At 70.6% G+C, this 22005-nt stretch carries 21 protein-coding genes; 19 read left to right on the top strand and 2 right to left on the bottom strand.

Annotated features, from left to right (window positions below):
* Positions 1 to 14: 14 nt before the first annotated feature.
* Entirely contained in the window at positions 15 to 203 is a 189-nt protein-coding gene (locus tag ACFYW8_RS25000) for a hypothetical protein (protein WP_365869771.1), read from the bottom strand.
* A gap of 638 nt (positions 204 to 841) precedes the next feature.
* Between ACFYW8_RS25000 and ACFYW8_RS24995 the strand changes: the two genes are divergently transcribed.
* From ACFYW8_RS24995 to ACFYW8_RS24905, 19 genes are all read left to right on the top strand, one after another.
* On the top strand, positions 842 to 2080 hold the full coding sequence (locus ACFYW8_RS24995; protein WP_389080147.1) for a CaiB/BaiF CoA transferase family protein: 1239 nt from the start codon (positions 842 to 844) through the stop codon (positions 2078 to 2080).
* Between the two features lie 42 nt (positions 2081 to 2122).
* The gene (locus ACFYW8_RS24990; protein ID WP_389080144.1) at positions 2123 to 3016 is read left to right on the top strand and encodes a hydroxymethylglutaryl-CoA lyase; all 894 of its coding nucleotides are present in this window, start codon (positions 2123 to 2125) and stop codon (positions 3014 to 3016) included.
* Positions 3017 to 3086: 70 nt separating this feature from the next.
* Complete coding sequence (locus tag ACFYW8_RS24985) at positions 3087 to 3749, top strand: GntR family transcriptional regulator (protein ID WP_365869774.1); 663 nt, start codon at positions 3087 to 3089, stop codon at positions 3747 to 3749.
* Positions 3750 to 4238: 489 nt separating this feature from the next.
* Positions 4239 to 5447: a CaiB/BaiF CoA transferase family protein gene (locus ACFYW8_RS24980; RefSeq protein WP_389080140.1), complete on the top strand. Its 1209-nt coding sequence runs from the start codon at positions 4239 to 4241 to the stop codon at positions 5445 to 5447.
* The gene (locus ACFYW8_RS24975) at positions 5441 to 6979 is read left to right on the top strand and encodes a class I adenylate-forming enzyme family protein (RefSeq protein WP_389080137.1); all 1539 of its coding nucleotides are present in this window, start codon (positions 5441 to 5443) and stop codon (positions 6977 to 6979) included. The genes ACFYW8_RS24980 and ACFYW8_RS24975 overlap by 7 nt, the downstream gene beginning before the upstream one ends.
* Before the next feature lie 131 nt (positions 6980 to 7110).
* Positions 7111 to 8223, top strand: coding sequence for an SMP-30/gluconolactonase/LRE family protein (locus tag ACFYW8_RS24970; RefSeq protein WP_365869777.1), 1113 nt, complete (start codon positions 7111 to 7113; stop codon positions 8221 to 8223).
* Positions 8224 to 8284: 61 nt separating this feature from the next.
* On the top strand, positions 8285 to 9241 hold the full coding sequence (locus ACFYW8_RS24965) for an SMP-30/gluconolactonase/LRE family protein (protein ID WP_389080133.1): 957 nt from the start codon (positions 8285 to 8287) through the stop codon (positions 9239 to 9241).
* Positions 9238 to 9627, top strand: a complete 390-nt coding sequence (locus ACFYW8_RS24960; RefSeq protein WP_389080130.1) for a nuclear transport factor 2 family protein — start codon at positions 9238 to 9240, stop codon at positions 9625 to 9627. The genes ACFYW8_RS24965 and ACFYW8_RS24960 overlap by 4 nt, the downstream gene beginning before the upstream one ends.
* Before the next feature lie 163 nt (positions 9628 to 9790).
* On the top strand, positions 9791 to 10909 hold the full coding sequence (locus ACFYW8_RS24955) for a homogentisate 1,2-dioxygenase (protein ID WP_389080127.1): 1119 nt from the start codon (positions 9791 to 9793) through the stop codon (positions 10907 to 10909).
* Positions 10906 to 12093, top strand: a complete 1188-nt coding sequence (locus ACFYW8_RS24950; protein ID WP_389080124.1) for a hypothetical protein — start codon at positions 10906 to 10908, stop codon at positions 12091 to 12093. The genes ACFYW8_RS24955 and ACFYW8_RS24950 overlap by 4 nt, the downstream gene beginning before the upstream one ends.
* A gap of 76 nt (positions 12094 to 12169) precedes the next feature.
* Complete coding sequence (locus ACFYW8_RS24945) at positions 12170 to 13378, top strand: thiolase family protein (RefSeq protein ID WP_389080121.1); 1209 nt, start codon at positions 12170 to 12172, stop codon at positions 13376 to 13378.
* Complete coding sequence (locus ACFYW8_RS24940; RefSeq protein ID WP_389080118.1) at positions 13375 to 14136, top strand: SDR family NAD(P)-dependent oxidoreductase; 762 nt, start codon at positions 13375 to 13377, stop codon at positions 14134 to 14136. The genes ACFYW8_RS24945 and ACFYW8_RS24940 overlap by 4 nt, the downstream gene beginning before the upstream one ends.
* Positions 14137 to 14157: 21 nt before the next feature.
* Positions 14158 to 15327: an acyl-CoA dehydrogenase family protein gene (locus tag ACFYW8_RS24935; protein WP_389080652.1), complete on the top strand. Its 1170-nt coding sequence runs from the start codon at positions 14158 to 14160 to the stop codon at positions 15325 to 15327.
* Positions 15324 to 16070: an enoyl-CoA hydratase/isomerase family protein gene (locus ACFYW8_RS24930; protein ID WP_389080115.1), complete on the top strand. Its 747-nt coding sequence runs from the start codon at positions 15324 to 15326 to the stop codon at positions 16068 to 16070. The genes ACFYW8_RS24935 and ACFYW8_RS24930 overlap by 4 nt, the downstream gene beginning before the upstream one ends.
* A gap of 71 nt (positions 16071 to 16141) precedes the next feature.
* Positions 16142 to 16918 (top strand): SDR family NAD(P)-dependent oxidoreductase, encoded by a 777-nt coding sequence (locus ACFYW8_RS24925; RefSeq protein ID WP_389080112.1) that lies wholly within the window; start codon positions 16142 to 16144, stop codon positions 16916 to 16918.
* Between the two features lie 45 nt (positions 16919 to 16963).
* Positions 16964 to 18151 carry an acyl-CoA dehydrogenase family protein gene (locus ACFYW8_RS24920; RefSeq protein ID WP_389080109.1) on the top strand — a complete coding sequence of 396 codons (1188 nt, stop codon included), beginning with the start codon at positions 16964 to 16966 and terminating at the stop codon, positions 18149 to 18151.
* Positions 18144 to 19526 carry a phosphotransferase family protein gene (locus ACFYW8_RS24915; protein ID WP_389080106.1) on the top strand — a complete coding sequence of 461 codons (1383 nt, stop codon included), beginning with the start codon at positions 18144 to 18146 and terminating at the stop codon, positions 19524 to 19526. The genes ACFYW8_RS24920 and ACFYW8_RS24915 overlap by 8 nt, the downstream gene beginning before the upstream one ends.
* Before the next feature lie 89 nt (positions 19527 to 19615).
* Positions 19616 to 20209, top strand: a complete 594-nt coding sequence (locus tag ACFYW8_RS24910) for a TetR/AcrR family transcriptional regulator (RefSeq protein WP_389080103.1) — start codon at positions 19616 to 19618, stop codon at positions 20207 to 20209.
* Between the two features lie 64 nt (positions 20210 to 20273).
* On the top strand, positions 20274 to 21038 hold the full coding sequence (locus ACFYW8_RS24905; protein ID WP_365869789.1) for a crotonase/enoyl-CoA hydratase family protein: 765 nt from the start codon (positions 20274 to 20276) through the stop codon (positions 21036 to 21038).
* A gap of 81 nt (positions 21039 to 21119) precedes the next feature.
* Here the strand turns inward: ACFYW8_RS24905 and ACFYW8_RS24900 are convergent, their stop codons facing one another.
* The gene (locus ACFYW8_RS24900; RefSeq protein WP_389080099.1) at positions 21120 to 21656 is read right to left on the bottom strand and encodes an NUDIX hydrolase family protein; all 537 of its coding nucleotides are present in this window, start codon (positions 21654 to 21656) and stop codon (positions 21120 to 21122) included.
* Positions 21657 to 22005: the final 349 nt, after the last annotated feature.

Below are 22005 nucleotides of genomic sequence, written 5' to 3'. Positions count from 1 at the left end.
CCCGGCGTCGGTGCTCATCCGCGGCGCCGTCCGTGCGGGAAGGGCAGCAGCAGCGCCAGCGCGAAGACCACGATCATCAGGGCGATCACCACCAGGTTGGCGACGGAGATCTGCACCACGCCCCAGTGGACGTAGTGCCCGGTGCCGTTGAGGTCGACCGGCGCGGCCAGGGTGTGTGTGCTGTCGTTTCCGGATCCGGTCATGGGCCCCGGCCTCCTCGATCAGTCGGACGTGACCAGGGGCTCGGCGCCTCCGGTACGGCGGTTCGGCGACACGGGCCGAATGGGGTGGTCCCGCAGCGGGTGAGGCACCGCCAGGGCGTCGGCGCGGCTCCCAACAGCACAGCCTCGCGCGTCGGCGCTCGGCCACGGACCAGGTGCCGCCGGGTTCAACCCGTTGGGCCGAGCGACCTGCCCGCCCCCGGTGAATGCCGGAACGCGCAGGACGGGGCGACCCGGGCGGTGTCGGCGGTCGGATGTCGAAGGATCGGCCTCGCGGACCGCGGACCGCGGACCGCCGACGGCCGACCGCCGACTGCCGGTCGGCTGCCGCACCCGAGCAAAGAGGCGCAGCCGTCCGGTACGGCTGATCTCCGCTTCGTGTGTGGCTCCGGTCTCGTCCGTGGCGCTCTCGGCCGTCCTCGGCCCCGCCCGTGGACGCAGGCGCCCCGACCTGGTGTCCACCTCGCGAGATTGCACACAATCACCCGTGTCCATTCGGCGAGGGAGGAGCTATGGTGCCTGAACAGAGGCAATGAGGCCTCGATCGGCAATCCGAAGTTGTGTACAAGACCGACAGTGGTTGCTCGATGTGCGTGATGTGGGCGAGAGGTGGACTTCCGATGGCTGACGACCAGCAGAGTGGCTCCCGGCATACGGCGGCGGCTGCTCAGGGGCCTTTGGCGGGGGTACGGGTCGTCGAGACGGGCTCGCTCATCGCGGGGCCGTTCTGCGGACAACTGCTCGGTGACTTCGGGGCCGAAGTGATCAAGGCCGAGGACCCCGGCAACGGCGACCCGATGCGGCAGTGGGGGAGCAACCTCCCGCAGGGCCTCTCCCTGACCTGGCCGATCATCGCCCGCAACAAGAAGTCGATCACCTGCGACCTGCGCAGGCCCGAGGGGCAGCAACTGCTCCGGGACCTGCTCGCCACGGCCGACGTGTTCATCGAGAACTTCCGGCCGGGCACCCTGGAGCGCTGGGGCCTCGGACCCGCGGAACTCGCCGAGCTGAACCCCCGGCTCGTGGTCACCCGGGTCACCGGCTACGGCCAGGACGGGCCCTACTCCCGGCGCGCCGGATTCGGCTCCATCGGCGAGGCGATGGGCGGCCTGCGGCACATCACGGGCGAACCCGACCGCGCGCCCAGCCGCACCGGCATCTCCATCGGCGACTCGCTGGCCGGCACGTTCGCCGCGCTCGGCACCGTGATGGCCCTGTTCTCCCGTGAGCACACCGGGCGGGGCCAGGTCGTCGACTCCGCGATCTACGAAGCCGTACTGGCGATGATGGAGTCGATCCTGCCGGAATGGGAGCTGAGCGGGTCACGGCGCGAGCGCACCGGGTCGGTGCTGCCGGGCGTCTCGCCCAGCAACGTGTATCCGACCCGCGACGGCTCGGCCGTCCTCATCGCCGCCAACCGGGACACGGTGTTCAACCGGCTGGCCGAGATCATGGGCAAGCCGGAGTGGCAGACCGACGAGCGGTTCGGTACCCATGCCGCCCGCGGTGAGCACCAGGCCGAGCTCGACAAGCTGGTCGCCGAGTGGACCCAGGAGCAGGACTCCGAGGCGCTGCTCGACCTCCTGCACGAGAGCGGGGTGCCGGCCGGGCTGACGTACACCGCGCAGGACATGTTCGCCGACCCGCACTTCGAGGCCCGGCAGACGATCGTCCGGCTGATGCACGACAAGCTGGGCTCCTTCCCGATGCAGAACGTCGCCCCCAGGCTGTCCGGGACCCCCGGCGCGGTGCACACGCTCGGCCCGGAACTGGGACAGCACAACGACGAGGTGTACGGCGGAATCCTCGGCCTCGACACAGCGGCCCGCGCCCTCCTGCACGAGCAGGGCGTCATCTAGCCGACCGGCCGCAGCCCCGGGGCAAGGAGAGGAGACACCCCCGTGAGCGTCAGAATCTGTGAAGTGGGTCCGCGTGACGGACTGCAGAACGAACCCGAACACCTGAGCCCGCGACAGCGCGCGGACTTCGTCGACCGGCTGTCCGCCACCGGCGTCGACCGCATCGAGATCGCCAGTTTCGTCAATCCCGCCCGTGTGCCGCAGATGGCCGGGGCGGAAGAGGTCTGCGCCGCGGTGGAACCCGTCGACGGCGTCGGTCTCGCGGCGCTCGTCCTCAACGAGCGCGGCTACACCCGGCTCGCGGAGACCCGGTGCGACGAGGCCCGTATGGCCTTCTGCGTCACCGAGACCTTCAACCAGCGCAACCAGGGCCGCAGCGTCGAACAGTCGATCGCGGAGGCGGCCGACATCGTCGCGGCGGCCCACGCGGACGGCCGCCGGGCCAGTGTCACGCTGGCCGCGTCGTTCGGCTGCCCGTTCGAAGGGGCGGTCGACCCGGGCCGCGTGCTGGCCATCGCCGAGCGGGTCGCCGCCACCGGCGCCGACGAACTCGTCTTCGCCGACACCATCGGCGTCGGGGTGCCCCAGCAGGTGACCAGGCTGCTCACCGGTGCGGCAGGACTGGGCATCCCGCTCGGCCTGCATCTGCACAACACGCGCAACACCGGCTACGCCAACGCCTACGCGGGGGTGGAAGCCGGCGTGTCGGTCCTGGACAGCTCCGTCGCGGGCATCGGCGGCTGCCCCTTCGCGCCGAAGGCGACCGGTAACATCGCCACCGAGGACCTCGTCTACCTGCTCGAAGGGCAGGGCGTGGACACCGGCATCGATCTCGACGCGCTGCTGTCCACCGCAGCGTGGATCACCGAGGTTCTCGGCAGGCCGCTGCCGGGACAGTTGCTGCGTGCCGGACGGTTCCCCGCGCCCGCGCGATGACCCGACAGGACGGTCGCGCGGCGGTATCCGGTCGCGCCCCGATCATGGTGCCGTACCGGGAGCAGAAACGATGACGAAGCCGTCGGTGAGGGTCTACGAGGACCTCCGCAGGAGCATCCTGACCGGAGCGCACCCGTCCGGCGCGTGGCTGCGCGAGGAGAACATCGCGACCACCTACGAGGTGAGCCGCACTCCCGTACGCGACGCGCTGCGGCGGCTGCAGGCCGACGGGCTCATCACCCTGCACCCCAACCGCGGGGCGCAGGTGAGCGGATTCGACGCCGCCGATCTCGACGACATCTTCAGCCTGCGGGCGCTCCTTGAGGGCTACGCGGCGCGCCGTGCTGCCGAACGTGACGGTTCGGAGGCCGAGCGCGAGGAACTGCGCGCGCTGTGCGACGCGATGGACGAGGTGGCGCGCAACGGTGGCGACGACGCCGACGACCGCATCACCGAACTCAACATGCAGTTCCATCGCGCGCTGCACCGGGCCGCCGGCAACGCGCTGCTTCCCGGGATCCTGTCAGGGGTCATCGAGATCTCCCTCGTACGGCACACGTTCCACAACTACTCCCCGCAGGAGATGGCGCGCAGCCTGCGCCAGCACCGGGAGCTGGTCGACGCGCTCACCGCCCGCGACGGGACGTGGGCGCAGTCGGTCATGACGGCGCACGTGCTGTCCGCGCGGGCGTCCCTGAGCCGGTACCGGGCCGACCAGCAGTCCGGGGACTGACGGGGCGCCGGGTCCCGTCATGCCTCGGCCCGACGGGCACACCCGCCGGGCCGTAGGACGGCCGCAGTCGCCGGGGCGCAGGACGGGCACGTCTGCCGGCGTGCGACGGGTACACCCGCCGTGCGTGCACCGGCCGTATCCGCCGTGCGTGCGACGGGCACATCCGCCGGGTGTACCCGTACCCGCCCGCACGCGGTGGGCGGGCGGCGCCTGACGGGCTCCGGGGCCCCTGCGGGTACCCCTGCCCGGCAGGGCCGAGGAGTCGGTCCGGGGGGTCGCCGGAGCACGGCGGTGACGCTCGTACACGCCGTGGACCAGCGGATTTCGCCACAGGGCGCGCTCCGCGGGACGCCGTACCCGGCCGTCCGCGGCGGTCCCGCGGCGGTCCGGCGGCAGAACTGATTCAGGTCTGTACGAACCGGCGGGCGCTGTGCTTTCATGCCTGTACCGACCGGACGGTACAACGAGGTACGACGACTGGAGGTGGTCATGAGCGGGCCTCTCGACGGGGTGCGGGTGGTGGAGATCGCCGGGGTCGGCCCGGCTCCGTTCGCCGCGATGCTGCTGGCGGACATGGGTGCCGAGGTGGTCCGGGTCGACCGGGTGCACGCGATCGAGCAGTCGCCCGGCATGGACGATTCCCGGTTCCGGATCCCCGAGCGCAGCCGCCGCTCGGTGGCCGTGGACCTGAAGTCCCCCGAGGGCGCGGAGATCGTGCTCCGGCTGGCCGGGACCGCCGACGCGGTGATCGAGGGCTTCCGCCCGGGTGTCGCCGAACGGCTCGGCATCGGACCGGACGAGTGCCGCGCCCGCAACCCGCGCCTGGTGTACGGGCGGATGACGGGCTGGGGACAGCGGGGCCCGCTGTCGGACCGTGCCGGTCACGACATCAACTTCATCTCCGTCGCGGGAGCGCTGCACACCGTCGGACTCGCCGGGCAGCCGCCGGTACCGCCGGTGAACCTGGTCGGCGAGGGCGGCGGCGGGATGCTCCTGGCCTACGGGATCGTCTGCGCCCTGCTGGAGGCCCGCCGGTCGGGGACCGGACAGGTCGTGGACGCGGGCATCGTCGACGGGGCGGCCGTACTGCTGTCGACGATGCTCGGGATGCGGGCCGCGGGCACCTGGAACACGGAACGCGGCACCAACACCCTCGACTCGGGCTCGCCCTTCTACGGGACCTACCGCTGCGCCGACGGCGAGTACGTGGCCGTCGGCGCAGCGGAGCGGTACTTCTTCGACCGCCTCCTGGACACGCTCGGCGTCGCCGACGACCCGAGGACGGCCGGGAACCGGCTGGATCCCGGGCGCTGGGATGCGATGAAGGAGTGCATCGCCGAGGCGTTCGCCGCCAGGTCACGCGCCGAATGGATGACGGTGTTCGACGATGTCGACGCCTGCGTCACCCCGGTCCTCTCGCTCGACGAGGTCGCGGGCCACCCGCACAACCGTGCGCGCGGCACGTTCCTCGACATCGCAGGGGTGGTGCATCCCGCCCCTGCCCCCCGCTTCAGCCGCACCCGGCCCGCGGCACCGAAACCGCCCGCCGCGCCGGGCCGGGACTCCGCCGACGTACTGCGCGCGGCGGGCTACAGCCACCAGCAGATCACCGGATTCGTCGAGAGGCGCGTGGTCGCGTTCCATGACCGCACCGCAGCTTCGCTCATCGACCGCACAGGAGGAAGAACGCCATGCTGATCAGTGACGTGCTGCGTCGCAACGCGATGCGGACACCGGAAAAGAACGCGCTTCTCATGGCGGACGGTTCGGGCTCCCGCACCTACGCCGAGCTGTACGAGAGGGCGATGCGCCTCGCGAACGCGCTCCTCGGCATCGCCTCGCGGGGCGACCGGATCGCGATCCTGTCCGAGAACAACCCCGAGTACGTCGAGGCGTACTACGGCGTCCCCGCCGTGGGCATGGCGCTGACCATGCTCAACTACCGCCTGCACCCGAAGGAATGGGTGTGGATCCTCAACGACTCCGGCGCCAGGGTCGTCCTGGTCGAGCAGCAGTATCTTGAGGCGCTCACCGAGCACCGCGCCGATCTGGAGACGGTCGAGCACATCATCGTCATCGGCGGGTCCCAGCCCGGCGTGCGCAGCTACGAGGACCTCGTGGCCGAGGGCCGGCCGACCGAGCCCGAGGTGCGGGTCGCCGACGACGAGGTCGCCTGGCTGCTCTACACCAGCGGCACCACCGGATTCCCCAAGGGCGCCCAGCTCACCCACCGCAACATCAACACCGCGCTGGTCCAGTCGGTGCTCGCCTACGAGCCGACACCGGAGACCAGCTTCCTCAACGCGATGCCGCTGTGCCACGTCGCCGGCTACCTCACGCCGATGCACCAGTTCAACGGCGGTTCCGTGCTGATGATGTCCGGCTGGGACCCGGAGCAGTGGATGCGGCTGGTCCAGGACCACCGGGTCACCAGCGGCGGCTTCGCCCCGACGATGATGGCGATGCTCCTCGCCCACCCGAAGATCGACGAGTACGACCTGAGCAGCCTGGAGTGGATGGGCTACGGCGCCTCCAAGATCCCCGTCGAGGTGCTGCGCCGGACGATCGAGCGGTTCGGCCCGATCGTGTACGCCGGTATGGGCATGACCGAGCTGGGCGGGAACATGCTGACCCTCGACAAGGCGGCCCACATCCGGGCCGTGAACGGCGAGGAGCACCTGCTCGACGCGGTCGGCAAGCCGATGGCCCTGGTCGACGTGCGCGTGGTGCGGCCCGACGGCGAGGACTGCGAGGTGGGCGAGGTCGGCGAGATCGTCGTCCAGGGCGACCAGGTCACCGTCGGCTACTACGGCAATCCGCGGGCGACCGAAGAGGCCTACGCAGGCGGCTGGTTCCACACCGGTGACCTCGCCCGCAAGGACGAGGAGGGCTTCCTCTACATCGTCGACCGGGCCAAGGACATGATCATCTCCGGCGGCGAGAACGTCTACTCCAGCGAGGTCGAGAACGCCCTCTACGAGCACCCCGCGGTCGCCGAGGCCGCTGTCATCGGCCTGCCGGACCCGGTGTGGGGCGAGAAGGTCGCCGCCGTGGTGGTCCGCAGGGAGGGGCAGGAGGTCTCGGCGGACGAGATCGTGGCGCAGTGCAAGAGCCGGCTCGCCTCGTACAAGCAGCCGCGCGCGGTGTTCTTCGCGGACAACCTGCCGAAGACGGTCAGCGGCAAGATCCGCAAGAACGACCTGCGGGACCGGTTCGCCACCGGGGAGTGACGTCCGTGGCGGGGAGCCACTCCGCAGGGAGTGGTCCCCGCTCCGGGAACGGCCCGAGGGCACGGTTCTCGGGCCGGACGGCGACATCAGCAACGCGTTCACCAGGAGCTGTACCGAAAGGGCGGTTGGCCATGGAAAGAACCGAAGAGTCCGCGGAGCCCGGCCAGGACATACCGCCGCCGCGGCGGGCCCTCTCGCGCCGGTCGCTGATCGGGCGCATGACCGCGGTGACCGCGGGTGCCTCGGGCGCCGCGGTGCTCGGTCCGGTCGGCGCGGCCGCCGCCGCGGACGGCAGGGGAGGCAAGCCGGGCAGGAGCCGCAAGCCGAAGGTGACCGTCCTGGCCACCGGGCTGAAGTTCCCCGAGGGGCCGGTCGCGCTCCCGAACGGTGACGTGCTCGTCGTCGAGGTGCTCGGCGGGAGGCTCACCCGGATCACCCCGGACGGCACCGTGTCGGTGGTGGCCGAGCTGGGCGGCGGTCCGAACGGCGCGGCCCTCGGTCCTGACGGCCGGGTCTACGTCACCAACAACGGCGGGTTGAACGGCTTCTCGGTGGGCGGGTTCACGTTCGCCGGCGGCACCCCCGCCGGCTACGTCACCGGCAGCATTCAGGTGGTCGACCTCGCCGACGGGTCGGTGCGGACGCTCTACACCGAGGCCGGCGGGCAGCAGTTGCGCGGTCCGAACGACCTGGTCTTCGACGCCCACGGCGGCTTCTACTTCACCGACTACGGCAAGACCGGCGCGACCGCCGTCGACCGGGGGCGGCTCTACTACGCCACCGCCGACGGGAAGTCGATCCGCAAGGTGGCCGACGGGATGGACGGCCCCAACGGCATCGGCCTGTCGCCGGACGGCAAGCGGCTGTACGTCAGCGAGACGTACACCGCGCGGGTCTGGTGGTGGGAGGTCACGGCCCCGGGAGTGATCAAGGGCGGCCTGTCCCTGGCCGGTTCCGGCGGCGGCAACTTCCTGTACACGGCGTCGGACTACACCAACTTCGACTCGCTCGGAGTCGAGGCCGGAGGAAACGTCTGCGTGGCGTCGATGATCCACGCGGGCATCTCGGTGGTGAGCCCGAAGGGGCACCTCGTGGAGTTCGTCGACATCAATGTCGGCGACGACCCGGGCATCACCAATATCTGCTGGGGAGGAAAACACCTGACCACCGCGTACATCACCGCCTCCAGTACCGGAAAGCTGCTGAAGGTGGAGTGGCCGCGGCGGGGCCTGGCACTGAACTGAAGGCCCGTCGGAACAAACGTAAAAAGCCAGCTGCAAAGAACACCCCGGGAAGGGAAAGCAAATGAATGTCACCACTCTTGCCACCGGACTGAAGTTCCCCGAGGGGCCGGTCGCGCTCCCGAACGGTGACGTGCTCGTCGTAGAGGTCCTGGGCGGGAAGCTGACGCGGATCACCCCGGACGGCACCGTGTCGGTGGTGGCCGAGCTGGGCGGCGGTCCGAACGGCGCGGCCCTCGGCCCCGACGGCCGGGTCTACGTCACCAACAACGGCGGCATGATGGGCTTCGAGGTCGCCGGCTTCACGTGGGCCGTCGGCATCGCGCCCGACTACGTCACCGGCAGCATCCAGGCGGTCGACCTCACGGACGGTTCCGTGGAGACCCTCTACACCGAGTGCGACGGACAGCAGCTGCGCAGCGCCAGCGACCTGGTCTTCGACGCCCACGGCGGTATGTACTTCACCGACTACGGCAAGAGCGACGGGGTCACGGGCGACAAGGGCCGGCTCTTCTACGCGACCGCCGACGGCACCTCGATCAAGCTGCTCACCGGCGGCATGGACGGCCCCAACGGCATCGGGCTCTCCCCGGACGGAACGCGGCTGTACGTCAACGAGACCTTCACCGCGCGCGTGTGGTGGTGGGAGATCACCGCGCCGGGCGAGATCAAGGGCGGCCTGTCCATGGGCGGCTCCGGTGGCGGCAACTTCCTGTACACCGCGCCCGACTACACGAACTTCGACGGGCTCGGCATCGAGGCCGACGGCAACCTCTGCGTGGCGTCGATGGTCCACACCGGCATCTCCGTGGTCAGCCCGGAGGGCGAACTGGTGGAGTTCGTCGACATCGACGTCGACAACGACCCCGGCCTGACCAACATCTGCTGGGGCGGCGAGGGCCTGCGGACCGCCTACATGACCATGGCCAGCACCGGACAGCTCATCAAGGTGGACTGGCCGCGCCCCGGTCTGGCCCTCAACTACGGTCCCACCGGCGAACCGGAGGGGGAGCAGGCATGAGCGCGGGCGTCTCCGCGCTCGCCGACCGGTTCTTCGCCGCGGTCTCCCATGGGGACCTCGCGGAACTGGAGGCGCTGTACAGCCCGGACGTGACCGTCTGGCACAACTACGACGACGTCGACCAGACGCGCGCGGAAAGCCTGCGGCTGCTCTCCTGGCTCGCCGCGAAGGCCGGTCCGCTGCACTATGTGGAAGTGCGGCGGACGGTCCTGGACGACGGCTTCGTACAGCAGCACGTCGTCGAGCTCGGCGGGCGGTGCGAAGGAATCCGTATGCCCGCCATGCTCCGGGTCTTCTGCGACGACCGGCACATCCGCCGGATCGAGGAATACGTCGACCCGAGCCCGCTGAACGTACGGCTGGCGGCGACGGCAGCACCTCGATGAGAACGCCGGCCGTGTGTGCCGTACAGCACGGTCGGCGGTGACAGCCCACGATTGACGGGAACACCTGACCAGATTACTGTACCGATCAGTCGGTACGGAGATTCGGTGCCGGGGCGCCGGATGCCAGAACATCCGGCGCCCCGGACGAAGACGGGAGCGGTAAGTGGAGTCATTCACCCACCTGCGGAAAGGCACGACGCCCCGCAGGATCCACGCGGACCTCGAAGGCCTCAAGGACGACGAGCTCGGCCGTGGCGGGTTCGAGGGCCGCACGGCGCACCTCTACCGACGCCACGACCCCACCCAGTACCGCAGCGAGGGTCCGCTGACCGGCGTCGACATCGCCGCGAGCGCGCTGACCCCCACCGACAAGGACGACCCGAGCGGCGCGCCGCTGCTGATGTTCAGCAACGCCGACTGCCGGATCTCGCTCAGCATGCGCAGCGCGCCCGCGCCGTTCTACGTACGCAACGTCGACGGCGACGAGCTGCACTTCGTGCACCAGGGCACCGGAACCTTCGTCACCGAGTTCGGCTCGCTGGCCTACCGCCCCGGTGACTACGTCTACATCCCCAAGGCGACGACCTACCGCCAGGTCCCCGACGAGGGCGGCGGCTGCGTCCTGGTCGTCGAGGCGGTGGACGAGTTCCGCGTCCCGCCGGCGGGCGTCCTCGGCCGGCACTTCCCGTTCGACAGCGCGCTCGTCGTGGTCCCCGAGGCCGCCGTGGTCGAGGACGACGGCCGGGACGAGTACGAGGTCCGGCTTTACCACTCCGGTCAGCAGACCTCGATCTTCTACCCGCACGACCCGTGCGACGCCGAAGGCTGGCGGGGCGACAACTTCCCCTTCGCCTTCAACATCGACGACTACAACGTGATCACCTCGGAGAGCGTGCACCTGCCGCCCACCGTGCACCTGTTCATGCAGGCCACCGGCGTGTACGTGATGAACTTCCTGCCCAGGGTCGCCGAGGGCGTGCCCGGGACCGAGCGCTACCCGTGGTACCACCGCAACGTCGACTTCGACGAGATCGCCTTCTTCCACGGAGGCAACGTCTTCGGGATCGACCTGCCGCCGGGCCTCATCTCGCACGCCCCCCAGGGCACGCACCACGGAGCCCCGGAGAAGGCCCGCGAACGCTCCCGGCGCCGCTTCGACCGGGACACCCGGGTCGAGTGGAAGATCATCGCCGTCGACACCCGACGGCGGCTAGTGCCCAGCGAGGCGGTCCTCACCGCGGCGGCCGAAGCCGGCGCCGCAGACCCGGAGATCCAGATATGAGCACCGAAGCCAAGAAGCACGCCTACGACCGCATCCCCTACCTGGTGATGTTCGAGGACACCTCGGCCTACCGCGACACGTACGGCGGGCCGAGCGCGATGGTCGCCCTGGAGAGCTACCTCCTCAAGCCCAAGGAGGTGGAGTCCGACACCGTCATCGTGTTCATGCACCCGATCGGCGGCGGCGCCTACCTGCCGATGATGAACGCCCTGGCCAGGGCCGGCCACCACGTCATCTACTGCGGCAGCCGCTACCGGGGCGTCGACAACGCCCTGATCATGGAGAAGGTCGTCCAGGACCTCGGCGCCTGCGTCCGTGACGCCCGCGACCGGCTCGGCTACGCCAAGGTCGTGCTGGCCGGCTGGAGTGGTGGCGGCTCGCTGTCGCTGTACTACCAGCAGCAGGCCCAGAACCCGACGGTCACCGCCACCCCGGCCGGCGACGCGCCGGACCTCACCCGCTGCGACCTGCCTCCGGCCGACGGCATCATGCTGCTCGCCGCGCACGTCAGCCGGCACGGCACCATGACCGAGTGGCTGGACGCCTCGATCCTGGACGAGAGCGACCCGGACGTCCGCGACCGCGAACTCGACCTGTACGACCCGAAGAACCCCAACCAGCCGCCGTACACCGCGGAGTTCATCGAGCGCTACCGGGCCGCGCAGATCGCCCGCAACCGCAGGATCACCGCGTGGGTGAAGACGCAGCTCGCCGAACTGCGCGAGTCCGGACGCGAGTTGGAGGAGCGCGGCTTCGTCGTGCACGGCACGATGGCCGACCCGCGCTGGCTCGACCCCGCCGTCGACCCCAGCGACCGCGCCCCGGGCTGCTACCTGGGCGACCCCAAGATCGTCAACAACGGCCCGGTCGGCCTGGCCCGGTTCAACACCCTGCGCGGCTGGCTCTCCCAGTGGAGCTACGACGACGCCAACGGCGACGGCGTGAAGTGCGCCGCCGACCTGCAGGTCCCCGCGCTGGTGATCGGCAACAGCGCCGACGACGCGTGCACCCCGAGCCACACCCAGCGCCTCTTCGACGCGGTCGGCCACCCGGACAAGACCCTGCACGTGGTCAAGGGCGCCACGCACTACTACGCGGGACCCGACCAGCGCCCCCAGCTGGCCGAGGCCATCGGCGTCATCACCGGCTGGATGGCCGAGCGCGGCTTCGCCCCGTCCGCCTGACCCGCCGCAGCCTTCAGCCCCGTACACCACCGACCGCGCACCCCTCGTGTGCCGGTCGTCCCCGAAAAGGTTTCCCATGCCCGAAGCAGTAATCGTCGAGGCGGTCCGCACCGCCTCCGGCAAGCGCCACGGCTCCCTGTCCGGCTGGCACCCCGCCGAGCTCGCCGCCCAGACGCTGATCGCGCTCCAGGAGCGCTCCGGCATCGACCCGGCCATCATCGATGACGTGATCATGGGCTGCGTGACCCAGAACGGTCCCCAGAGCACCAACGTCGGCCGGACGGCCGTGCTGGCCGCGGGCTGGCCCGAGACCGTGCCCGCCACGACCATCGACCGGCAGTGCGGCTCCTCCCAGCAGGCCGTCCACTTCGCCGCACAGGCGATCATGGCCGGCACCTGCGACGTCGTGGTCGCGGCCGGCCTGGAGTGCATGTCCACCGTGCCGATGTTCTCCAACGCCCCCGGCGGCGACATCCGCGCCGTCTACGGCGAGGCGGCGCACCAGCGCTACGCCGACCGCAAGGCGTACGGGGCCAGCGGTCTCGTCCCACAGGGCATCTCCGCGGAGCTCGTCGTCGACCGGTGGAAGCTGACCCGCGAGGAGCTCGACGCCTACGGTCTGCAGAGCCACCAGCGCGCCGCCGCCGCCCGCGACGAGGGCCGCTTCGACCGCGAGATCGTCCCCGTGCCCCGCAAGGTGCGTGACCGCGAGACCGGCGAGGTCACCGAGCCCGGCGACACCCTGCTCGCCGACGAGTGCATCCGCGACACGTCCCCCGAGGCGCTGGCCGGCCTCAAGCCGTCCTTCATCCCCGAGGGCCGGGTGACCGCCGGCAACTCCTCGCAGATCGTCGACGGCGCCGCCGCCGTCCTGATCATGAGTGCGGAGAAAGCCCGCGAGCTGGGCCTGCGCCCCCGCGCGGTCATCCGCCACATGGCCGTCACCGGCTCGGACCCGGTCGAGATGCTGACCGGCCCGATCCCGGCGACCCAGCGGGTCCTCGCGCGGTCCGGCATGAGCCTCGACGACATCGACCTCTTCGAGGTCAACGAGGCCTTCGCCTCGGTCGTCCTCGCCTGGCAGCGCGAACTCGGCGCCGACCCGGCCAAGGTCAACGTCAACGGCGGCGGTATCTCGCTGGGCCACCCGCTCGGTGCCTCGGGCGCCAAGCTGATGGTCACCATGCTGCACGAACTGGAGCGCACCGGCGGCCGGTTCGGCCTCCAGACCATGTGCGAGGGCGGCGGCATGGCCAACGCCACGGTCATCGAGAGGCTGTCGTGACCACGGGGGCCCACGTCATCGACCTGAGCGGCAAGGTCGCCGTGGTGACCGGGGCCTCCAGCGGACTGGGGCGCAGGTTCGCCCTGACGCTGGCCGCGGCCGGTGCCACCGTGGTCGCGGCCGCCCGCCGCACCGACCTCCTGGAGTCACTGGCCGCCGAGCACGACGGCATCGTGGCCCACCGGTGCGACATCACCGACGAGGACGACTGCGCGGCCCTGATCGCCCGCGCCGAACAGCTCGGCGGCGTCGACATCCTGGTCAACAACGCCGGCTGGGCCGACGCGCTGCCCGCATTGGATCAGCCGCTCGCCTCGTTCCGCAAGACCCTCGACATCGACGTGACCGCGCTCTTCCAGCTCAGCGTGCTCGCCGCGAAGTCCATGACGGAGCGCGGTGGCGGGGCGGTCGTCAACATCGCCTCCGTCCTCGGGCTCGTCGCCTCGGCCCCGATCCCCCAGTCGGCCTACGGCGCCGCGAAGGGCGCGGTCATCAGCCTCACCCGGCATCTGGCCGCCGAATGGGCCCCTTCCGGGGTACGCGTCAACGCCATCGCGCCGGGCTGGTTCCCCAGCGAACTGACCGCCGAGATGCTGGCCGACGAGTCCGCGAGCCGCTGGATCGCACGCAACACCCCCATGGGCCGGCCGGGCCGGCCCGAAGAACTCGACGGAGCCCTGCTGCTGCTGGCCGGACCGGGCGGCAGCTTCATCACCGGACAGACCCTCGCGGTCGACGGCGGATGGACCGCACGATGAGAGAGGAGGCACGCGATGGCTGTGCACCGTGATCTGTTCGACGAGACCCACGACGACTTCCGCAGCAGTTTCCGGGCCTTCGTCCAGGCCGAGATCGTCCCGAACCACGAGAAGTGGGAGGCGGCCGGCCGCGTCGACAAGTCCATGTTCCTGGCCGCCGGAGCCCAGGGCTTCCTGGGCATGGCCGTCCCGGAGGAGTACGGCGGCCTCGGCGTCGACGACTTCCGCTACAACGTGATCATCTCCGAGGAGCTGCAGCGGGCCAACGTCATCGGCTCGGGCATGTGCATCACGCTCCACAACGACATCGTGCTGCCGTACCTGCTGAGCGCGACCAACGAGGAGCAGCGGGCCCGCTGGCTGCCGGGCTTCGTCACCGGCGAGATCATGGGCGCGATCTCGATGACCGAGCCCGGCGCCGGATCCGACCTGGCCTCCGTCCGTACGACCGCGATCCGCGACGGCGACCACTACGTCCTCAACGGCTCCAAGACGTTCGTCACCAACGGCCTCAACTGCGACCTGGTCATCGTGGCCGCCAAGACCGACCCCGAGGAGCGCCACCGCGGCCTCAGCCTGATCGTCGTGGAGGACGGCACCGTCGGCTTCACCCGCGGACGTCATCTGCGCAAGATCGGACTGAAGAGCCAGGACACCGCGGAGCTGTTCTTCGACGACGCCCGGGTGCCGGCCGAGAACCTGCTCGGCGAGCCGGGCACGGGCTTCGCCACCCTGATGGCGAACCTGGCCCAGGAGCGCATGGCGCTGTCGGTCTCGGCGATCACCGGCGCCCGCGCCGTCCTGGACTGGACGATGGACTACTGCCGGGAGCGCGAGGCGTTCGGACAGCGGCTGTCCTCCTTCCAGAACACCAAGTTCGAGCTGGCCGAGATGCTCACCGCCACCGAGGTCGCCCAGGTCTACGTGGACTACCTCGTCCGCCGTCACCTGGCCGGGGAACTGGACGCCGAGGACGCCGCCAAGGCCAAGTGGTGGACGACCGAACTCCAGCAGGACGTGGTCAACCGCTGCCTCCAACTGCACGGCGGCTACGGCTTCATGGAGGAGTACCCGGTGGCCAGGGCGTTCCTGGACGCACGGGTGCAGACCATCTACGCCGGCACCAACGAGATCATGAAGGAGATCATCGGCCGGTCCATCGACGCACCCGACAAGCGGGCCCGCCGATGAGCGTCGACTGCGAGACGCGGGACGGCGTCGCCACGATCACCCTGAACCGGCCCGGCAAGCTCAACGCCATGACCGACACGATGTGGAGCGCGCTGGAGGCCCTGCTCGCCGGGCTGACGGCCGACCCCGCCACCCGCGCCGTGGTGGTCACCGGAGCCGACGGGGCGTTCTGCGGCGGCTCGGACGTCGAGGGACTGCTCGACGACCTCGACGCGCTGCCCGACCGGATCAGGGTCTCCAACCGCTGTGTCCTCGCCCTGCACGAGGCACCGTTCCCGACCATCGCGATGGTCGACGGGATCGCGGCGGGCGCGGGCGTCAACCTCGCGCTGGCCTGCGACTTCGTGGTGGCCAGCGACCGGTCCCGCTTCCTTCAGCTGTTCATCCGGCGCGGACTGTCCCTGGACAGCGGCGGCAGCTGGCTGCTGCCCCGCCTGGTGGGGGAGCGCAGAGCACGCCAACTGGCGTTCCTCGGCGACTCGTTGGACGCCGCCACCGCACTGGACTGGGGAATGATCACCTCCGTCGCGCCGCCGGAGGAACTGGCCGCAGAGGTGGACGCCCTCACCGACCGCCTTCGCAAGCTGTCGCCCTCGGCCCTGGCCGGCACCAAGTCACTGCTCAACAACGCCTGGCGGACCACTCTCGCCGAGGCACTCGAAGCCGAGATCGACAACCAGGTCGCGGTGATCGCCTCCCCCGAGGCACAGGCGGCGATCGCCGCGTTCGTCCGCAAACGCTGACCGGACACCGGCCGGGCACCGGCTCGGCCGAACCCCGCACCCCGCACCGCACACGAACCAAGGAGTCAACGATGGAACTGGCAGGCAGCTCGGCGATCGTCACCGGCGGAGGCTCCGGTCTCGGAGAGGCCACCAGCCGCCTCCTCGCGGCCAAGGGCCTCAAGGTCACCGTCCTCGACCTCGACGAGGTCGGCGGCAAGCGGGTCGCCAACGACATCGGCGGCCGCTTCATCGCCGCGAACGTCACCGACCCCGACCAGGTCATCGCCGCCGTCGACGCCGCCGTGTCCGACGCCCCGCTGCGCGTCGTCGTCAACTGCGCCGGCATCCCGAGCCTCGCCCGCACCGTCGGCAAGGACGGCGAATACGGCTCGGCCCACGACCTCGACGCGTTCCGCAAGGTCGTCGAGGTCAACCTGATCGGCACCTTCAACGTCGTCCGCCTCGCCGCGACCGCGATGTCCCGCAACGAGCCCGACGCCGACGGCGCGCGCGGCGCGATCGTCAACACGACGTCGGTGGCGGCCTTCGACGGACAGATCGGCCAGGTCGCCTACAGCGCCTCCAAGGGCGGCGTCGTCGGCCTCACCCTGCCGCTGGCCCGTGACCTCGGGGTCGTAGGCGTCCGCGTGAACACCATCGCGCCCGGACTGATCGAGACGCCGATCTACGAGACGGTCCCGAACCCGGCCGAGTTCAAGGCCAAGCTCGCCAAGGACGTCGTCTTCCCGCGCCGGCTCGGCCAGGCCGACGAATTCGCCAGCCTCGCTTGGGAGTTGCTCTCCAACAGCTACATGAACGGTGAAGTGATCCGGATCGACGGAGGTGTCCGCCTTCCCCCCAAGTGAACGACGCACCGCCCTGCCCGTCCGCTGCTGTCAGGAATGAAGCCCATGAGTAAGTCAGGATCACAACTTCGCGCCGCAATGCGGGAGTTCGTCGACGGTGAGGTCATCCCCGCCGAACGAGCCCTGGACGCCGGGGGCGACACCGCCGCCGTCGCGCTCAGGCGCCTGCAGACGAGCGCCAAGGAAAAGGGCCTGTGGGCGCTGGGCCACCCCGCCGAGATCGGCGGCGGCGGTCTGCCGTTCTACGAGTTCGCGCTGGTCAACGAGATCATCGGCCGCTCCAAGTACGGACAGCTCGCGGCGGGCACGCTGTCGATGCAGGACGCGATCATGCTGCACCGCTTCGCCGGCGAGGAGCAGAAGCAGCGCTGGCTGCTTCCCCTGGTGGCCGGTGACATCACCCCGAGCACCGGAATGACCGAGCCGGAGGTCGCCGGATCGGACCCGACGCTCATCCAGGCCACCGCCCGGCTCGACGGCGACGAGTGGGTCATCGACGCCCACAAGTGGTTCACCACGGGCGGCTCCGACGCGGCGTTCACCACGGTCTACGCCCGCACCGAGCCGGACGACGTCAAGGCCCATCATGCGCTGTCCGCCATCGTCGTGCCCGCCGGCACCCCCGGCTTCGAGGTCGTCCGCGTCCTCAAGACCATGGGCTCCACCGGCGGGGACCACTGCGAGATCCGCCTCACTGGGGTCCGCGTCCCCTACGAGAACCTGCTCGGTGAGCGCGGCGGCGGATTCGCCGTCGGCCAGATCCGCCTCGGCCCCGGCCGGATCTTCCACGCCATGCGCTGGCTCGGCCAGGCCCAGCGCGCCTTCGAGCTCATGGTCGAACGCGCCAACACGCGCTACGCCCACGGCTCGCTGCTCTCGCAGAAGGGCGAGATCCAGCGCTACGTCGCGGAGTCCGCGGCCGAGATCCACGCGGCGCGGCTGATGGTCCTGGACGCCGCGAAGCAGTTCGACCAGGACGGACAGGCCCGCATCCAGATCAGCATCGTCAAGTTCTGGGCCGCCCAGATGCTCCACAACGTCATCGACCGGGCGATCCAGGTCCACGGCGCGCTCGGCGTCACCGACGACACGCCGCTCGAAGGCATGTACCGCGAGGCGCGCTTCGCCCGCATCTACGACGGCCCGGACGAGGTCCACCGGATGGTCGTCGCGCGACGACTGCTGGCCGACCCCTCCCGCGCCCCCTGGCTCCAGGACGGTCTCGATGACTGACCAGGAGGAGATCGAGACGCGTCTGAGCGCCGTTTGGGGCGCACCGGTGTCGGCCACCGTCCCCAGCGCCCTGCCCGGGGGCGCCAGCCGGCAGACCATGCGCTTCACCGTCGAGGTCGCGGGCCGCTCCCGCGACCTGGTCCTGCGGCGAGACCTGTCCGGCCCGGCCGGTGCCGAGACGATGGACCTGGAAGCCAAGGTCATGGCGGCTGCCGCCGCGGCCGGGGTCCCGGTCCCGGAGCTGGTGGACAGCGGGGCGTCGCTCGGCGGCAACCCCTACATCGTGATGAGCCTCGTGGAGGGCGAGGTGATCCCCCGCCGCCTGCTGCGCGACGACGCCTACGCCACGGCACGGGAGACCCTCGCGGCACAGTTCGGCGCCATCGCCGCGCGGATCCACACGATGTCCCCCGACACCCTCGGCGGACTCGGCCGGCAGGACCCGATCGCCGCGCTGCGCGCCCTGGCCGAACGATGGGACTCGCCCAGGCCGTCGGTCGAACTCGCGATCCGCTGGCTGGAGGACCACCCGGTGCCCGCCGTCGCCGACACCGTCGTCCACGGAGACCTGCGCAACGGCAACGCCATCGTCGGCCCCGAGGGCATCCGCGCGGTCCTGGACTGGGAACTGGTCCACCGCGGAGACCCGGTCGAGGATCTGGGCTGGCTGTGCGTGAAGGCGTGGCGCTTCGGTTCGGCGCTGCCGGTCGGCGGGTTCGGCACCCGCGCACAACTCCTCGACGGCTACGAGCAGGTGGCGGGCTGGCGCCCGACCGACGCGCAACTGCACTGGTGGGAGGTCTACAGCACGCTGCGCTGGGTGCTGATCTGCCGTCAGCAGGCCGCCGTGCACCTGGAGGGCGAAGAGGACTCGCTCGAACACGCGGTGATCGGCCGCCGGGTGTGCGAGGCGGAGTTCGACCTGCTGCTCGCGCTCGGACTGACGCGGCCGGAGAAGGTCGAGGACACGCTGGCCGTCGTCGACGCAGCGGAGTCCGAAACGGTCGGCACGGGCGCCGCGCCCCACGACGCACCGGACGCCGACCATCTGCTCGCCGTGGTCGAGCGCACCCTCGCCCGCGGTGAGCTCGGTTCGCAGGGCGGAGGCGGCTACCTCGCCAGGGTCGCGGCCAATGCCCTGCGGATCGTACGGCGGGAGCTCCTGCTCTCGGCCGAGGTCACCGAGCGGCACCGCGGGCGGCTGGACGGCCTCGGGTTCGCGACGGAGCGGGACCTCGCCGAAGCCCTGCGTTCCGGCGCCGTGACGTCTGTGAACCCCCGCGTCGTGGAAGCCGTCGTCGGGACGGTGCGGGACAAACTGCTCGTGGCCAACCCGGCGTATCTCGGCCGGCCCGACGCCCCGGAAGAGAGCTGACAGCGAGGGGCACCGGCACCCGCAGGCGGGCGCGACAACCCTCGGTAGTCTCTACCTCCCCCGGCAACCTTCTCGAGAATGGCAGGTCAATGGCCCCCAAGTCACCTCAGAAAGCTCGGATTCTGCGTGCCGCGGCGGAGTTGTTCGCCGAGCACGGCTACCACGGCACAGGGATGGCCCAACTCGAGTCGGCTGTCGGGCTCCAGAGAGGTGCGCTGTACCACCACATCGGGAACAAGGAAGCCCTGCTTTTCGAGATCAGCGCCTCCCAGCTGCGCGTGATGGTCGAGATCGCGCTCGAGATCGAGAAGCGCGTGGAGGATCCCGAGGAGCGGTTCAGGGAACTGGCCCGGACGCTGATGGAGAACATCGCCGACCACGTTCTCGAATGGACCGTCCACTACCGGGACTTCACCGCGCTCACGGGCCCGCTCATGGAATCCGTACTCGATCTGCGCAAGCAGTACGAGCAGGTGTGGCGGCGCACGCTCAACGCGGGCATCGACGCAGGGGACTTCAAACCGCTGCCCGAGGCGGTGGCGTTGAAGGGAATCCTCGGAATGTTCAACTACTCCTACGTGTGGTTGAAGAAGGACGCCGGACTCCCGCCGCGCGAGATCGCGGACGTCTTCTGCGACACGTTCCTCGCCGGCATCCTGCGATCCGCGCCGTCCAACGGCTGAACGGCTGCAGAAAACGTCGTCCGAGCAACTGAGCCGGAACGACCGCACCACAAGGAGAACGACAATGTCGGACGAAGTCCTGGTCGAGCGCCGCGACGGCGTGCAGATCATCACCATCAACCGGCCGCAGGCGAAGAACGCCCTGAACCTGGCCGTGGCCCGCGGCATCGCGGAAGCCGTCGACGAGCTGGACGCGTCCGACGACCTGCGGGTCGGCGTGCTGACCGGAGCCGGCGGAACGTTCTCCGCCGGGATGGACCTCAAGGCGTTCCTCCGGGGCGAGAGCCCCGCGATCGAGGGCCGGGGCCTGGCCGGCATCACGATCACCCCGCCGAAGAAGCCGCTGATCGGCGCGGCCGAGGGCTGGGCGCTGGCCGGAGGGTTCGAGCTGCTGCTCGCCTGCGACCTGGTGGTCGCGGGCGACACGGCCAGGTTCGGTGTCCCGGAGGTGACCCGCTCCCTGGTGGCGGCCGCCGGCGGCGCACTGCTGCTGCCGCGCCGTATCCCGTACGCGATCGCCATGGAGATGCTCCTCACCGGCGATCCGATCACCGCGCAGCGTGGTGCCGAGGTGGGCCTCGTCAACCGGCTGGTGCCCGCCGGGACGGCGTTGGAGGCCGCGCTGGAACTGGCCGCACGGGTGGCGTCGGCCGGCCCGCTCGCGGTCGCCGCGACGAAGCGCATCGCCCGCTCCAGCGCGGACTGGACGCTCGCCGAGGGCTGGGAGGAGCAGGAGCGGATCATCGCGCCGGTCTTCGTCTCCGAGGACGCGCGCGAGGGCGCAGCCGCCTTCGCCGAGAAGCGCAGCCCGGTGTGGAACGGCCGCTAGGACGGGTGGTGACGGTCCGTCGGGTGCGCACCCATGGACCGTCTCCCAGCCCGTGGATCTCCGCCTCGGTGGATCTCCGCGTCAGGCGATACGTCCGACGTACGCCAGCGCCTGCCTCAGCAGAACGCCTTGACCGCCCGGCATGTCGTCGGTGACCACGGGTGACGCGACCTCTTCCGGACTGAACCAGACCAGGTCGAGGGCGTCCTGCCGGGGGCGGCAGTCGCCGGTCACCGGCACGATGTAGGCCAGGGACACGGCGTGCTGGCGCGGGTCGTGGAACGGTGTGATGCCCAGCGTCGGGAAGTACTCGGCGACGGTGAAGGGCTGCAGGGAGGCAGGGATACGGGGGAGAGCCACCGGCCCGAGGTCCTTCTCCAGGTGTCGCAGCAGGGCGTCGCGGACCCGCTCGTGGTGCAGCACCCGGCCGGAGACGAGGGTGCGGCTGACCGTCCCGTCCGGACCGATACGGAGCAGGAGCCCGATGTGGGTGACTTCGCCGTTGTCGTCGACGCGCACCGGTACGGCCTCGACGTACAGGATCGGCATACGGGCGCGGGCCGATTCCAGTTCGTCACGGGACAGCCAGCCGGGCGTGGTTTCGGTCAAGTCAGACATTGCTTGATCATACTTTCCGTGCGTCCGCTGCGGGCGTGATGCTCCAGGTCAACGATGCCCCAGCGAAAGGGGCATCGCGCGTCTTTCGTCGTCAGCCGCACGGTATCGGCCACACGGTGTGGGCCATGCGGTGTCGGCCGCACGGTGTCGGCCACGTGGTCTCGGCCGCGCGGTGTCGGCGCACCGGGGCCGGACGCGGCGGAGAGGTCCGGCGGCTTCGAACGGTGCGCCCCGGCAGACTCGTAGCCTGGTACCCCCGTTATCTTCTTCGCGGTTCCGCAACGGGACCGCTGGCCTCCGGGCCCGGCATGACTGTGTCCCCCTGTCGAAAGCATGACCTGGGGGGTGG

The organism is Streptomyces sp. NPDC002742, from assembly GCF_042888885.1.
Taxonomy (GTDB): domain Bacteria; phylum Actinomycetota; class Actinomycetes; order Streptomycetales; family Streptomycetaceae; genus Streptomyces.
This window is presented reverse-complemented; position numbering and strand designations above follow the sequence as displayed.